The sequence below is a fragment of the Helicobacter sp. genome, assembly GCF_022511165.1.
GTDB lineage: Bacteria > Campylobacterota > Campylobacteria > Campylobacterales > Helicobacteraceae > Helicobacter_C.
The window spans coordinates 1-14,529 of record NZ_JAFLSB010000011.1; the positions used below are offsets into that span (position 1 = coordinate 1).

Here is a 14,529-nt window from a genome sequence, read left to right on the forward strand (position 1 = left end):
TAAAAGCCTCAAATTTTTCTTTAAAGAGGGGCAATGCGCTTTGTTCTTGGCATTCTTGGCTAGATTCTACTTTAAGGCGATTATTTATGGGGGGGGGGGGGGCGAAGATAGGAGCAAAAAACTGCTCTTTTGCTTTGTTGTCTTGCAAAAGCATTGCAAGTAAGCTTGCATCATAGCTTAATGCAAGATGCGTGATGTTTTGGATAGAGCCAAATTGTTGTTCTAAACGCTCTAGCAGTGTTTTCACGCTTACTCCTTTTACTTAAGAGAACCTAAATAAGCCATTAAAGCATTTGTATCTTGAATCTGCTCTGCTAAAACTCTGCTTATTTTTGTATTAAGCACACTTTGGCTAAATACTTTGTGCTTGCACCTTAGGCTCTGCCTTTCATATCTTTTGTTTTATCGCATTGTATAATGTTTAAAATAATGATTTTCTTAATATCCCTTATTTAAGACACCCCATAGGCGCGTAAGTCATTATGCTTTGGGGTAGAGAGATAGAGTGAGATATTAAAATCTTTTGCCAAAGAGCGCATATCCTGCCATAATCGCTCATAAGCCTTTAATGCCGCGTTTTGTGCGCCAAAAAGCTCACTATCTCCCTCCTGCATACAATCAATATAGCTTTGTGGGACATAAAAACCTAGATTTGCCTCATTTATGCGCCTCACACTCTCTAAGTTAAATACTCCAAATACCCCAAGAGAAACTTCTACCTTGTATCCACCCTTTTGCCTGATTGTCATAAAATCCTCTAAAAAACTCTGCGCTTCTTGCACATCAAAAAAGGGTTGCGTGATGATTCTATCTACTCCCGCTTGAAGTTTTTGTTTTAATCTCTCCTTGCTTTGCATATCTTTTAGCGCCCCGCTTCCGCTTATAAGATATACATCCTCACCAAGCACCTCCCTTGCGTGGCTAAGCATCTCTACACCGCTTAAGCCCTCTCCCTCCCCACCAATGAGAGCTAAAGCCTCCAAGTTGGCATATTTTACACCAAGGAGTTGAGAGAGAATCTGCCTTTTGCCCGCCTCGCCCACATAGCCACTTCCGCTAAGTGTAGGCACAAAACGCATAAGTTTAAAAGAAGTAGAGAGGATAGAGGCGCTTAAAAGCGCATTTACGCTTGCCCTCTTGCGTGGATTGCTAGGCAAAAGCACAAAATTTACTTGTTGCTGCAAATATGTTTTTGCCCCCTCGCACATCGCTTGAAGCACTGCCACATCGCTTTTAGAATCTTGAGGCAAAAATTCAATCCCAAACATCATCTCCTCCATTTAATACCATTTTAATCCCAAATGCTATAATCTTAGCATTTTTTGAGGGCATTTCACTTCCCCCAAAAAAGCATTCATTCTTTAAGGAGAGCGATGAAGCTTGTTGTATTTGATTTTGATTCTACGCTAATGAATGGCGAAACCATTGACATACTCGCACAAGCGCATAATGTGAGCGATGAAGTAAAAAAAATCACGCATAAGGCAATGAATGGAGAGCTTGATTTTTATGAAAGTCTTAAAAAGCGCGTGAGTTTGCTTCAAGGCTTAAGCTATCAAAAAGCTTTAGATATAGCGCATTCTCTCCCATTGCATAAAGGCGCAAAGTCTTGTATTAGCGCGTTAAAGGCGCAGGGCTATAAGGTTGTGTGTTTTAGCGGAGGATTTCACATCGCTACTGATTATTTTGCGGAGATTCTAGGACTTGATGCGACTTTTGCAAATATCTTGCATCATAAAGATTCTATTCTTACCGGTGAAGTAGGGGGTGAGATGATGTTTGCAGATTCTAAAGGGGCAATGCTTGTGCGCTTACAGAATCTCCTCTGCCTCACGCCCAAAGATACCATTGCGGTGGGTGATGGCGCAAATGATAGGAGTATGTTTGCCTATGCTGATGTGCGCATCGCCTTTTGCGCCAAAGAGGTGCTTAAAAAAGAGGCAAATATCATTATTGATATACCGGATTTAAGAGAAATCCCTAAAGCCCTACATATTCCCTTGCAGGATTCTTAAAAAGGAGAAAAAATGACAATTAGCATACTTTGTGGAGGCTCTGGCACACGACTTTTCCCCCTCTCACGCGAGCTTTACCCTAAGCAATTTGTATCTCTTCTACCAAGCAAAGAGGGGCAAAGCGCACATTCTCTTTTCCAAGAAACACTCCTAAGAAATGCTTTTTTGCAAACTCTCAATGAAGCGCATTTCCAAATTATTACTAATGAAAATCACTACTTTATCGCCAAAGATGAGGCTTTAGATGTGGGATTTGATATACAAGATTTTATTTTAGAATCTCTAAGCAAAAACACCGCTCCTGCCCTTGCTTTTGCAGCACTTAGCGTAGAAGAATCTTTTAGGCGTGAGCGTATCAAAGATGATGTGATTTTAGCTCTACCAAGCGATCATCTCATTGAGGATTCTTCACATTATCAAAAAGCTATCACAGAAGCAATAGCACTTGCTAAAAAGGGCTTTTTGGTTACTTTTGGCATACGCCCAAATAGCCCACATACAGGCTATGGCTACATAAAGACACAAAATAACATCGTAGAAAAATTTGTCGAAAAGCCCTCCCTTACCCAAGCGCAAGAATACCTAGATAATGGACATTATCTATGGAATAGTGGTATGTTTTGCTTTCGCGCAGAAGTATTTTTAAAAGAACTTAGAACCTATGCGCCCGATGTGTATGAGGCTTGTAGCATTGTTTTTGAATCTGCCTTTAAAAATAAAGAAGGGGAATTTCTCCGCTTAGATAGGACTTTGAGCGAAAAACTCCCCAATATAAGCATTGATTATGCCCTTATGGAAAAAAGCCAAAAAGTAGCGTGTGTAGCAGGGGATTTTGAATGGAGCGATGTAGGGAGCTTTGAATCTCTCTCTAAACAATACCCTAGCGATGAAGCACAAAATGCAAGTAACAATACCTTTGTAGGCAAAGATTGCACCAATAATTTTATCCTAAGCCAAAAGCTTGTAGCCGGAGTGGGGCTAGAGGATTTAATCATTATTGATGAGAGCGATTGTTTGCTTATTACTAAAAAAGAACGCGCCCAAGAGGTAAAGGATATTGTCGATTTGCTTAAAGTCTCTCACCCAGAAATGACAAAGGTGCATAGAATGGTGCATCGCCCGTGGGGAAGCTATAATGTGCTTTTAGAATCTGCTTACTATAAAATTAAACAAATTATCGTAAAACCCAAAGGAAGATTGAGTTTGCAAAAGCATTATCATCGCAATGAGCATTGGATTATTGTTAGCGGTAGCGCGTATGTAACCATAGGCGAACACAAAAGCTTTTTAAAGGCAAATGAATCTACTTATATCCCTATGGGGCAGATACATAGGCTTGAAAATCCGGGCGTGTTGCCACTTGTGCTTATTGAAGTGTAAATGGGTGAGTATTTGGGTGAAGATGATATTGTGCGCTTAGATGATGACTATAAGCGTAGCTAAACTTTTTATAGAGATATAAGGTAGAAAAATGATTATAGCCATTGTTGTAGATAGTTATAATGATAGAAGTAATGGCACTTCTATGACAGCTTTTCGCTTCGCTAGAGAATTTATTCAAAGAGGCAATGAGGTGCGTGTGATTACGACAAAACCTCGCACAGAAGTAAAAAATGAAGGAAGTGAGGGGGAGAAGCTTTATTTTGTAAAAGAGCGCTATATCCCTATTGTTACAGAAGTCTCACATAAGCAACATATGATTTTTGGCTCACCCAACCTCCAAGTGCTAGAATCTGCCCTTAAAGGCTGTGATATTGCGCATTTTTATTTGCCCTTTGCGCTAGAGATTGCAGGAGTAAAGCTATGTAGAAAGATGAAGATTCCCTACATAAGCGCATTTCATTTGCAACCTCAACATATTAGCTATAATATGAATATGAATTTTGAGTGGTTTAATGCCTATCTCTTTAGGCGATTTTATAAGGCTTTTTACCGCTATACTCATCATATTCACTGCCCTAGCAAACTAATGGAAGAAGAAATACAAAGAGCAGGATATGGCGGGAAAAAGTTTGTTATTAGTAATGGATTCCATTTAGATACGCCTCAAACTCAATCATCAACATATAAAGATGGCTTCTTTCATATTATTTCAGTGGGAAGATTCTCTAAAGAAAAAAGACAAGACATCTTAATACAAGCGATTGCACAAAGCAAATATGCAAAGCAGATTAAGCTACATTTACACGGCGTTGGACCAAGAAAAAAATACTTGCATCATTTATGCGATACGCTTTTATATAATCCTGCGGAATATGGATTTATTGAAAACAAGCTCCTTATTGAAAAACTTAAAGCCTGTCATCTTTATGTTCATACAGCAGAGGTTGAGAGTGAAGCTATTTCTTGCCTAGAGGCGATTGCTGCTGGGCTAGTGCCTGTGATTGCGGATTCTAAAATCAGTGCCACTACGCAATTTGCCCTTGATGAAAGGAGCTTATTTCAAACAAATAATAAGGCGGATTTATGCGCAAAAATTGAGTATTGGATAGAGCATCCCAAACAAAGGGAGCAAATGCAAAATCAATATGCGCAATCTGCGCTTCAATATGCCCTTGATAAAAGCATTCATCAAATTCTTGCCTTGTATGAAGAAGCCATTGCTGATTTTACACATAATCCCCAACTTTTTGATACTATCAATACCTAAAACATTTTACAAAATATGAGAAATCTAAGCAATATTTATATTAAAGCAAGTTTTTTTTAGATAAAATCAAGGCTTATGGCATTTGCATTCATAATTTAGAGAAAGGAAGCATAATGGAACAAACTCTTTCAATTATCAAGCCTGATGCGGTTAAAAAAGGAGTGATTGGCAAGATTATTGATCGCTTTGAGAGTAATGGCTTACGCATTGCTGCTGTTAAAAAATTACAGCTCTCACGCACTGATGCGCAAAGTTTTTATGCGATTCATAAAGATAGACCCTTTTTTAAAGATTTGGTAGATTTTATGATAAGCGGTCCTGTGGTTGTAATGGTGCTTGAAGGTAAAAATGCTGTGGCAAAAAATCGCGAACTTATGGGTGCGACAAACCCAAAAGAAGCAGCCAAAGGCACAATTAGAGCGGATTTTGCAGAGAGCATTGATGCAAACGCCGTGCATGGTAGCGATAGCCTTGAGAATGCAAAAAATGAGATTACTTTTTTCTTTGGTGCGAGGGAGATTTGCTAGTTGAAAATAGCAATGAGAAAATTTTCTCATACACCCAAAGATATTGCCCTTAGTATTGATAATGAGGGTGAAGGCATCACAGAACATATTACATTAGAGGGGCAGATAAAGCGTATAGATTCTAAAATGCTTTGCTTGAATGCCCAAGTCTTTGGGCAAATTGAGCTTGTATGTGATTTAAGCGGTGAGCTATTTGAAAAACACATTGATTATCCTTTGGTTTTGTATATTTCAGATGGTATCTGGGATACACAAAGCCAAAGCAAAGGCTTTGATAGCTTTGAAGTTATTGAGTTTTTTGATGGCTTTGTAGATTTAGGCTATATTTTGGAGAGTGAGATTGCATCTTTAAAAAGCGATTATCACACTAAAGATGAATAAAAGGAGTAATTATGGCAGTTCCCAAAAGACGCGTGAGCAAGACACGAGCAGCAAAAAGACGCACACACTATAAAGTGGCTCTTGCAAAACCTATTAAAGACAAAGATGGCAGTTGGAAAATGCCTCATCATATTAGTAAATTTACAGGTAGCTACAAATAAGTTTGAAGATTTGAAGGAGTGCTTATGCTAAAGATAGCCATTGATGTTATGGGCGCGGACAATGGGGTAGCTCCTATCGTCGAAGGAGTATTACAAGCACTGCAATCTCGTGAGTTTATCGCTGTGATTGTGGGTGATGAGGCACAAATCACTCCTCTTATCCCCTCAAATCTCAAATCTCGTGTAGAAATCCTGCATTGCACAGATTATATTCGTATGGAAGAATCCGCCTCAAGCGCGACTAAACGTCCAGAATCTTCTATCTTTAAAGCTACTGAAATTCTCAAAAATGGCGAAGTAAGCGCACTTGTCTCGCCCGGGCATAGCGGGGCGACAATGAGTCTCGCCACACTCAAAATTGGGCGCATTAAGGGTGTTTCTCGCCCTGCTATCTGCACGACTATGCCAAATATTACCGATAAGCCAAGTATTATTCTTGATGCAGGAGCAAATACAGATTGCAAACCTGAATATCTCGTAGATTTTGCGATTATGGGTTATGAATACGCTAAGAGTGTGGTGGGCTTTTCAAACCCAAGAGTTGGGCTTTTAAGTAATGGCGAGGAAGATAGCAAAGGCAATGAGCTTACTAAAGCAACATTTAAGCTTTTAAAAGACTTTTCATTTTTTAAGGGAAATGTTGAAGGACGCGATATTTTCAATGGAAGTGTTGATGTGATTGTATGTGATGGCTTTAGTGGAAATCTCGTTCTTAAAGCAAGCGAGGGTGTTGCCTTTGCTGTTACTTCTATACTCAAAAAAGAAATTAAATCCTGCCTTTGCTCGATGTTTGGCGCACTCTTTTTAAGGGGTGTCTTTAAACGTTTAAAGAAAAAAATGGATCATAGCGAATATGGTGGCGCGCCTTTGCTTGGGGTGCAAAAAGTAGTGATTATTAGCCACGGCAGCTCCAATGCTCGTGCGATTGAATGCGCTATTTATCAAGCTCTCTATGCCATAGAATCCGATATTTGTGCCAAACTTACTGCTACTTTTGCGCAAAGAAATCAAGAATAAGGATTGGCGATGTTATATGCCTCACTCAAATCAATTGCCGCTTATGTTCCACCCACTTGCGTGAGCAATACAGATTTTGAAAAAATCCTCGATACGAGCGATGAATGGATTGCTAAACGCACAGGTATCAAAACGCGTCATTTTGCCCAAAGCCACCAACAAGCAAGCGACCTTGCCTATGAGGCGGGGAAACTCGCAATGGAGCGAGCAAAAGTAAAACCCCAAGACATTGATGCGGTGATTGTAGCAACCTTAAGCGGCGATTATCTAGCAATGCCAAGTGTAGCTTGTATTACTTCTTTTAAACTTGGTATTGAAAACAAAGCTGCTTTTGATATTAGCGCGGCTTGCAGTGGCTTTATTTATTTACTTAGCATCGCAAAATCATTTATAGAATCTGGCGCTTTCAAGCAGATTCTTATCATTGGTGTAGAAAAGCTAAGCTCGGTGCTTGATTTCAAAGATAGAAGCACTTGTGTGCTTTTTGGTGATGGCGCAGGGGCTTGTGTAATAGGCGCGAGTACAGATAAAAATGCTGCTATTCTTGATGTGCATCTTGGTGCAAATGGCAGATATCAAGATCTTTTGTGTGTGCCTCGAAGCCATAGCTCCTTTGGGCAAGAGACACAATTTATATCTTCTTATGTGCAGATGAAGGGCAATGAAATTTTTAAAATCGCAGTAAAAACGCTTATAGCTGATGTAGAGGGGATTTTAGAAAAAAATAACATATTACCCAAAGATATATCATTTTTTATCCCTCATCAAGCCAACTTGCGCATTATTAATGCCGTAGCAGAAAATCTGCATTTTACTCAAGAACAAATAGTAATCAGTGTGCAAAAATATGGCAACACCTCTGCTGCCTCTATCCCTATGGCGATGAATGATGTATATGAAGAAAAAAGGCTTAAATATGGTGATTTAATGCTCCTTGATGCCTTTGGCGGCGGACTTACTTGGGGTTCTGCACTTGTGCATTTTGGCGGAGATTCTTAGAATCTTGTGCTTTTAAAGCAAAAACTAAAATTCCACAAAGTATAATTGCGCTTCCTTGTAGCTTTTTAAGGCTTATAGGATATGGACGCGTAGCTCAGTTGGTAGAGCAACTGACTCTTAATCAGTGGGTCCAGAGTTCGATCCTCTGCGCGTCCACCACTCTATGTTTCTTCTTTAATCTTGCAGTAATAAAAACGCGATGATAAAAAATAAAATCATAACCTTTTATTTATTGTATTTTTAGGTTAAATCAAAAAATATAGAATTTCTATACATATTTTTCAAGGATTCAATAATGAAATTAATGATTACGTTTGTAGTAACTTTTAGTCTTGTTGGCATCATTATAGATGCAACACTTTATACAATCAGCTGGCATAGCCTCTGCTATATTTTAATCATTATCTTTGCATTTATTGGCTATTACAATTTTGCCAAAAGAGCGCAATTTATACAAGGTATTGTAAATATATCAAGGCACTATCGTGAGGGTAAATTTGAAAAACGTCTGCTTCATATTAAGGTTGATAAGGATTTGCACGAACTTGCAGATAATATCAATATTCTTATAGATAATCTTGAAGCCTTTATGCGCGAGATAAGCACATCTATTCACTGCGTACAAGAGGGAAGATACTATCGCAAAGCATTTGCGCAGGGGCTTAAAGGGGATTTTATACATAATATTGAGGCGATTAATAAGACTCTTGAAAGCATTGAGCAAAATGCAAAAGATAATGTCAAAAATGCTCTGGCTAAATCACTTATGGATATGAGCTTAAGCAATCAAAATGCAGACTTAACGGCTATTAGTGCGGGATTGGCAAATGATATGGAATATGTGAAACGTGTTGATGAAAATGTAGATAGTATGAAAGTTCTCTCTTCAAATTCTAAAGAAGATGTGGCTTCTATCACAAACTCTATTGACGAATTAGCAGGGCTTATTGCCGAAAATAGCACTATTATTGATGATTTTGCCACAAAGTCACGCGATATTAACGAGGTGCTTGGCATTATTGCAGATATTGCTGACCAAACCAATCTCTTAGCTTTAAATGCTGCTATTGAAGCTGCTCGTGCAGGAGAGCACGGACGAGGCTTTGCGGTGGTGGCTGATGAAGTGCGAAAATTAGCAGAACGCACACATAAGGCAACCAATGATATATCTATTGTGATTCAAACGATGCAGCAAGAAACTGAGCAAATTATCACAAGCTCAAATAAAATAGAAGATATTGCAAGTCAAAGCCACGAACATACGAAACATTTTTCTAGCGTGTTTGATACCATCGAGCAAAACACAAATGAGCTTTTTGTAACATTCTCGCAACTCACAAAACGACTTTTACTTAGCGTAAGCAAGCTTGAACATATCGTATATAAATCAAGCGTGTATTTGAGCTTTAATCTTGGCAAGGAAGTGCTTGATTTTTCAAATACCCTGCCCACAGGCAAGCTTTTAGCCCAAGAAGAGAATCTACAAACTTTACAGCTTGATATACCATCCCTCCACGCATTACAAAAAGAAATGGTAGATTGTGTAAAAAATGCAATTTCAATTTTAAATGAAACCATCACAACAAATAATTCGCAAGTAATTATTAAAAATCTTACCACATTAGAAAACCACAGCCAAAACTTTATGAAAAGCCTAGAAGTGAGTAATTAGCATTTGCTTGTAATAAAGCCACTTTGTGGCAATATACATAGCCTTTTAGAATCCCCGCCTTTTAAGAGTGTGATTTTAAAAGGCGATTGTAGGCGCATAGGGATATTACCACAATAAGGCACTCCAAATCTATCAAAATACACTCGCGCCCCCTGATTTTCCTTGCAAAATCCATCAGATTCTATAAGAATATGCTCCACCCCAAAATACTCTCCCAAACGCACAAGAGGGAGGGCATTATTTTTACACTCCTGTGCAGTATTGGTATTATTGTATGCACTTAGGCATTTTCTATCCATATTTTTAAGGATAATATCTCCTGCCATAGGGCGAGAATCAAAATGCGTAGTGACTGCATTTCTTGGTGTATCAATATAGAGACTATAACTATAAGTGGTATAGATTCTACCAAGATGAAATTGCACCTGCCACATCATATTATGATGATGAATAAGCGCAGAATCTACATTGAGTGAGGGATAATCTTTGAGCATATCCCTTACATCTGTATCTTGTAATAATGCACTATCATCACTTAGCGCAGTGAGTTGGAGGGTTTTAAGATGAGAAAAAAGGCTACTATAGGCACTCTCTAAGGAACTATGAGAGGTTTTTGGTGCAAGGACAAAGAGCATAATCACTAACGCAAAGGCGATGATATACTCAAAGAGCTTCATTATATCAATCTTTTTGGGTATGAGACGAGGGGGGATTAGAGGTAGGTGTATTTGTCTTAGATTTTTTAGAATCTGCACCTTTTTGTTTTAGTCGCGCTTGAGTGGTAGTCATAGGCGAACTTTGCTTTGATGGAAGCACCACAAATGAAGCGATTTTCTTGCCAAGATAAATGATTGGAATTTCATTCTCATAATGCTCATTAAATTCTTTTATAGGGAGCAAATAAGGCGTTTGGGCTTGCTCTATGCCATAAAATTGCAAAGCAAGAGCGAGTTTGCGATTACTTACATCAATAGAGCTAATCCCCATTTGATGCAAAGATTTAGCAAGATCTTTGCTAATGTAATATGAGCTTGCAAAATGATTTTCTATCCCAAAGAGATAAAGAATCTTATTGGCATAAAGCACAAAACTTTGCACACAAAGCAAACTCAAAATCACAGCAAATCGCCGCACATAGCCTGCACGAAAAGGGCTTAGGCGGATTCTCATATCAGAAAAAAACTGCCTAATCGCCACAGGAAGCGCAACTACACTCATAGGAAATAAACTCTCTAAATCTACATCTTGGCGAATAGAAAGCAGCATAACAAAAAACATAGAGGTTGCACCAATATCCACAAGCACATTATTTTGTTTTTTGAGCGCATTAAAAAGCGTATAGCAATAATAAATAAGCAGGAGCGGAGAGAAAAAAAGTGCCATTTTGCCAAGATTAGATACAAAATGATTGCGTGGAATCCCCGAAACATCTAGTCCAAAAAGATACATATTGAGCGCAAAAAATAAAAGCGAAAGCGACATACCGAGTATATTTTTATTTTTCAGTGCGAAAAAAAAGAAAGCAAAGAACAAAATAGCAAAACTTCCATCAAGGAAAATAGCAAGGAACATCACGATATAGGGCATTTTTTGGGTTTTAAGCTGATAATAACAACATAAAAGCGTTACGCAAATAATAAACCCACTTTTTATCACAAAAAGTGCGCTAAACATTACCCCAGGCAAAAGAGCATAAATAAGCACAACAACAAGCGCATCTCGTGGTTTTTTAAGATAGATGCGAGAAATCTTATATAAAAGAAACATATTCAATGCGTGTATAAGGATAAAAGGCGCACGCAGTGCGTAATCATTCTGTCCAAAAAGAGATATAGAATATCGCGCAATCATAAAGGCTAATTCGTTAGAATAAAATACCCCTGCAGCTTCTTTGTAATGAATGCTCATATCTGCACAAGCAAGGAATAAAAGGCATAAATTAACACCCAAAATCACACAAAATAGCACATTAGTGCGCAAATTAGAATCTCTATAGCTCCTCCATATGTGTCTAAACATTGCTTCAGCCTAGCTAATCTCACTAAAAGTATAATGATGGCTTTTAAGTTTTTCGCGTATAAGAGCCTTATGCTCCTCACCCTTAGTTTCAAGAGCAAGCGTAATGAGCGCATCTCCATATTTAAGCATCACAGAAGTTCTATCATACTCTACTTGCACGATATTTGCGCCCACAGAGCTTAAAATATTAGTCAATCCCTGCAAGCTACCGGGCTTATCCACAAGCACGATTTTAAGCTTCATTTTGCGATTGGATTTGAGCAAGCCCTTTTCGATAATAACACTAAGCATTGTAATATCAATATTCCCTCCGCTTAAAATAAGGGCGACTTTTTCATTTGATTTTATGGCAAATTTTTTATGAAGCACACTTGCCACACTCGCTGCCCCCGCCCCCTCAACAACAAGCTTTTGCTTTTCAAGCAAAAATAAAATAGCATTGGCAATCTCTTCATCATCAACGCTCACTATCTCATCAACACATTCTTTTAAAAGCGCAAAATTATGTTCATTCACATCGCGCACGGCGATTCCATCAGCGATTGTGCGCACAGAATCTGCCTTAAATATATGATTATTTTCAAAGGATTTTTTCATCGCATCAGCTCCACTCGCCACTACGCCAATCACACGCGCATTTGGACAAAGCTTTTTATACACGCTCCCAATCCCACCAATTAATCCTCCACCCCCAATAGGCACAACCACCACATCAATATCTTTGCGCTCCTCAATCATCTCTAACGCGATACTCCCCTGCCCTGCAATCACCTCATCATCAGCAAAAGGGTGGATAAAGACAAGATTCTGCGCATTTGCAATCTCTAGGGCTTTAGCATACGCTTCATCATAATTATCCCCACTAAGCACCACTTCAGCCCCCAAATCTTTTGTCGCACTTACCTTAAGCAAGGGAGTAGCTTCAGGCATTACAATCACAGCCTTAAGATAAAAATGCTTTGCCGCATAGGCTACGCCTTGAGCGTGATTTCCAGCACTTGCAGCAATAACGCCATTTATTTGTGTAGCATTCCCCTCCACCAAAGAAGCAATTTTATTAAATGCTCCGCGAATCTTAAAAGCTCCTGTAAGCTGAAGATTCTCTTTTTTAAGATAAATCTCCGCACCAGCGATGCGAGAAAGCACTGGTGCATAGCCTAATGCAGAGGGGATAAGAATATCTTTTAGTCGCTTCTGCGCCTCTTTGGCTTTATCATATATGTGATTCATTTGCTTTCCTTAAGAGTTTTTTAAAAAGATTCTACTCCGCCTTGCCTTTAAAAGAACTTGAAATGCTTTTTGTGTGCTTTCATATCAGCAAGAAACGCGGGAAGCCCCACGCCAATACCGGCAATAATAATAAGCACTATACCTCCACTTGTAGCAAGGCTTGGCAGAGCATCACCAAGGAATATACCAAGGAACACGCTAAAAACTAAACGCGTATAATCAATAGGTGCAACAATCCCGGCGGGAGCAAGCATATATGCCTGTGTGAGAAAATGCTGCCCTATGGTGCCAAAAAGCCCAAGTAGCCCAATGTGTAGCCACTGCCAACCTTGTGGCATAATCCAAGATTCATCAAATGGAGGGATAGAAAAAATATGTGCCACAAGCGCAATCGCGCTCATTGCCACCCCTGTGGAAAATACAGCCGCCCACGAATTAAAATAATCCTTAAGCGTGCGCAAATTCAAAAAAGCTATTGCCATAGAAAGCCCACTGATAATACCAAAAACAATATTAATCGATTCTAGCCCCTCCACGCTTGGATCACAAATAAGCAAAATACCCACAAAACCTATGATAGTAGAGAGAATCACGCCAAGATTGTATCTTTCTTTAAGAAAAACAAGTGAGAGAAGCACAATATAAAGAGGCATACTCTGTGAAAATGCCGTAGCTGTGCCAAGCGGGATTGTGGAGATATTATAAAAAAGCACAACAAAGCTTAGCCCACCCATTAAAGCACGAGAGATTAAAAAGCCCCAGCCACCGCTTTTATGCGTAGGATTCTTAATAGGCTTACTCAAAAAAATAGGAAGCAATAAAAGCACCATAAGGAAAGCACGAAAAAAAGCTACTTCCATAGCAGGGAGAGAAAAGGCAAGGAATTTTGCCTCCGCACTCATTAGAGCAAATAAAAACGAAGAGAGAAGCATTGCAAAAATGCCGCGCATAATGTTTTGCTGCATCTTAACCTCCTCATAACAAGAACGAATTGTAATCAAAGTTTGTGTTTTTTATGCAAACCACAATTTTACGCACACAAACTCACTACGCAACCCCCGCTCCCTTATTTTGCACCGAGTGGAATGCCCTTTGCTTAAAAGCCTATAAAGATTCATATAAAGGATACATTATGCGCACAGAGGGCATATTCGCACTTGGAGCTTTTATTCTCTGCATAGCTTTTTCTCATCAAAGCTTCGCCTTTGAACCAAACATTGATTTTAACGCGCCAGAATGGGTAGAAGAGCGAGAATCTGCTGATAATGACATACCGGAATTACCACGTGCAGGGAGTTTATTTGGAAGTGGTGATAGACCGCTTTTTTCTGATAGACGCGCGATGAAGCCAGATGATCTCATTACCGTTGTAATTTCAGAAACAGCAAATGCAAATTTTACAACCAATAAAAACTACAATGGCGCAAGCGGAGGGAATGTAACACCTCCTTCAATCGAATATACAGGCAATGATGAAGAACATAAACAGCTTGTGCAAGAGCTTAATGACCAAGCCGCTTATAATCTTACAAAAGCAAATAACACATCAAATTTTCAAGGTGGTGGCACACAATCACGTAGTGAAGCCCTTAATGCGACATTAACCGCGCGCATTATCAAAGTGCTTGATAATAACACTTATTTCATACACGGACGCAGAGAAGTACTTGTAGATGGTGAGAAGCAGATTCTAGAGCTAAGTGGAGTAGTGCGCTCATTTGATATTGATAAAGATAATGTCGTGCAAAGCAAGCATATTGCTAATGCCAAAATTGCCTATACTTCACTTGGACCCATTAGTGATACCAATCGCAAAAAACCAGTAAGCGATGGTATAGAATCCCTCTATCCTTTCTAA

General features: G+C 39.1%; 16 protein-coding genes and 1 tRNA gene. 11 read left to right on the top strand and 6 right to left on the bottom strand.

The genetic code is table 11. The features are described from left to right. On the bottom strand, window positions 1-247 hold a 247-nt coding region (locus tag J1E28_RS02675; RefSeq protein ID WP_291026404.1), incomplete at its 3' end, for a hypothetical protein. Window positions 248-452: 205 nt separating this feature from the next. After that, window positions 453-1,268 (bottom strand): methylenetetrahydrofolate reductase, encoded by an 816-nt coding sequence (locus tag J1E28_RS02680; RefSeq protein ID WP_291026406.1) that lies wholly within the window; start codon window positions 1,266-1,268, stop codon window positions 453-455. An 84-nt stretch (window positions 1,269-1,352) separates the two neighbouring features. On the opposite strand from J1E28_RS02680, the gene serB reads away from it, so the two are divergent. The 10 genes from serB (at window position 1,353) to J1E28_RS02730 (ending at window position 9,422) form a co-directional block, all read left to right on the top strand. Further along, window positions 1,353-2,015, top strand: coding sequence for a phosphoserine phosphatase SerB (gene serB / locus J1E28_RS02685; RefSeq protein WP_291026457.1), 663 nt, complete (start codon window positions 1,353-1,355; stop codon window positions 2,013-2,015). A 12-nt stretch (window positions 2,016-2,027) separates the two neighbouring features. Then, entirely contained in the window at window positions 2,028-3,395 is a 1,368-nt protein-coding gene (locus J1E28_RS02690; protein WP_366008732.1) for a mannose-1-phosphate guanylyltransferase/mannose-6-phosphate isomerase, read from the top strand. 91 nt (window positions 3,396-3,486) lie between these two features. Further along, a complete protein-coding gene (locus J1E28_RS02695) occupies window positions 3,487-4,665 on the top strand; it encodes a glycosyltransferase (RefSeq protein WP_291026407.1) in 1,179 nt (392 codons plus the stop codon). Between the two features lie 113 nt (window positions 4,666-4,778). Beyond that, window positions 4,779-5,192, top strand: a complete 414-nt coding sequence (ndk, locus tag J1E28_RS02700) for a nucleoside-diphosphate kinase (RefSeq protein ID WP_291026408.1) — start codon at window positions 4,779-4,781, stop codon at window positions 5,190-5,192. Further along, window positions 5,193-5,573, top strand: a complete 381-nt coding sequence (locus tag J1E28_RS02705; protein WP_291026409.1) for a hypothetical protein — start codon at window positions 5,193-5,195, stop codon at window positions 5,571-5,573. Window positions 5,574-5,584: 11 nt separating this feature from the next. After that, window positions 5,585-5,734 (top strand): 50S ribosomal protein L32, encoded by a 150-nt coding sequence (rpmF, locus tag J1E28_RS02710; RefSeq protein ID WP_291026410.1) that lies wholly within the window; start codon window positions 5,585-5,587, stop codon window positions 5,732-5,734. A 24-nt stretch (window positions 5,735-5,758) separates the two neighbouring features. Beyond that, a complete protein-coding gene (plsX, locus tag J1E28_RS02715; protein ID WP_291026411.1) occupies window positions 5,759-6,751 on the top strand; it encodes a phosphate acyltransferase PlsX in 993 nt (330 codons plus the stop codon). Window positions 6,752-6,760: 9 nt separating this feature from the next. Beyond that, complete coding sequence (locus J1E28_RS02720; RefSeq protein WP_291026413.1) at window positions 6,761-7,750, top strand: beta-ketoacyl-ACP synthase III; 990 nt, start codon at window positions 6,761-6,763, stop codon at window positions 7,748-7,750. An 83-nt stretch (window positions 7,751-7,833) separates the two neighbouring features. Further along, a tRNA-Lys gene (locus J1E28_RS02725) sits at window positions 7,834-7,909 on the top strand. 136 nt (window positions 7,910-8,045) lie between these two features. Then, a complete protein-coding gene (locus tag J1E28_RS02730) occupies window positions 8,046-9,422 on the top strand; it encodes a methyl-accepting chemotaxis protein (RefSeq protein WP_291026414.1) in 1,377 nt (458 codons plus the stop codon). Here the strand turns inward: J1E28_RS02730 and J1E28_RS02735 are convergent. Genes J1E28_RS02735 through J1E28_RS02750 form a run of 4 tightly spaced genes read right to left on the bottom strand, consistent with a single transcriptional unit; the run spans window position 9,419 to window position 13,636 of the window. Beyond that, window positions 9,419-10,099, bottom strand: coding sequence for a hypothetical protein (locus J1E28_RS02735; RefSeq protein ID WP_291026415.1), 681 nt, complete (start codon window positions 10,097-10,099; stop codon window positions 9,419-9,421). The genes J1E28_RS02730 and J1E28_RS02735 overlap by 4 nt on opposite strands. A gap of 4 nt (window positions 10,100-10,103) precedes the next feature. After that, window positions 10,104-11,441, bottom strand: a complete 1,338-nt coding sequence (locus J1E28_RS02740; protein WP_291026416.1) for a glycosyltransferase family 39 protein — start codon at window positions 11,439-11,441, stop codon at window positions 10,104-10,106. A 9-nt stretch (window positions 11,442-11,450) separates the two neighbouring features. After that, a complete protein-coding gene (gene ilvA, locus J1E28_RS02745; protein WP_291026417.1) occupies window positions 11,451-12,671 on the bottom strand; it encodes a threonine ammonia-lyase in 1,221 nt (406 codons plus the stop codon). 47 nt (window positions 12,672-12,718) lie between these two features. Beyond that, window positions 12,719-13,636 (bottom strand): DMT family transporter, encoded by a 918-nt coding sequence (locus tag J1E28_RS02750; RefSeq protein WP_291026418.1) that lies wholly within the window; start codon window positions 13,634-13,636, stop codon window positions 12,719-12,721. Between the two features lie 167 nt (window positions 13,637-13,803). Between J1E28_RS02750 and flgH the strand changes: the two genes are divergently transcribed. Further along, the gene (flgH, locus tag J1E28_RS02755) at window positions 13,804-14,529 is read left to right on the top strand and encodes a flagellar basal body L-ring protein FlgH (RefSeq protein ID WP_291026459.1); all 726 of its coding nucleotides are present in this window, start codon (window positions 13,804-13,806) and stop codon (window positions 14,527-14,529) included.